The organism is Stenotrophomonas maltophilia group sp. RNC7 (assembly GCF_030910085.1).
In the GTDB taxonomy this organism is placed as follows: domain Bacteria; phylum Pseudomonadota; class Gammaproteobacteria; order Xanthomonadales; family Xanthomonadaceae; genus Stenotrophomonas; species Stenotrophomonas sepilia.
This window is the reverse complement of the sequence record NZ_JAVFVN010000799.1, coordinates 1-395: the sequence shown is the minus strand read 5'-3', so window position 1 is coordinate 395 and position 395 is coordinate 1. Positions and strand designations below refer to the sequence as shown.

General features: G+C 61.5%; 1 rRNA gene and 1 pseudogene. Both read right to left on the bottom strand.

Annotated elements, in window-relative coordinates:
* Positions 1-259, bottom strand: a 16S ribosomal RNA gene (locus tag RCF13_RS19325); the annotation flags it as partial.
* Positions 255-395 (bottom strand): annotated as a pseudogene (locus RCF13_RS19320) (1-deoxy-D-xylulose-5-phosphate synthase N-terminal domain-containing protein); the annotation flags it as partial. The gene RCF13_RS19325 and the pseudogene RCF13_RS19320, both read right to left, overlap by 5 nt.

Genomic DNA, 395 nt, shown 5'->3' with positions numbered 1-395 from the left:
TCTAGTCGCCCAGTATCCACTGCAGTTCCCAGGTTGAGCCCAGGGCTTTCACAACGGACTTAAACGACCACCTACGCACGCTTTACGCCCAGTAATTCCGAGTAACGCTTGCACCCTTCGTATTACCGCGGCTGCTGGTGTTCATCGATTGGGTGGTGGAAGCGCTGGGGTGATCGCGCGCGCGCATCTGTAGAGCCGAGCTCACGCTCGGCTGCTTCTGTCACCAGCGCTCAAGGCCCGCGCTTCGCGCGTGAGCCGAGCGCGGCCGAGATCGATGTGGAGGAGTGGCAGACGCCGAAGGTGTCGTACTCTCTTTCCTCGCGCTTCGGGAACGGCGCGACACCGTCCTTCTGCTTGAGTGTATGGATCTCGTCGCGGCGGCCGGTCAGGATCTT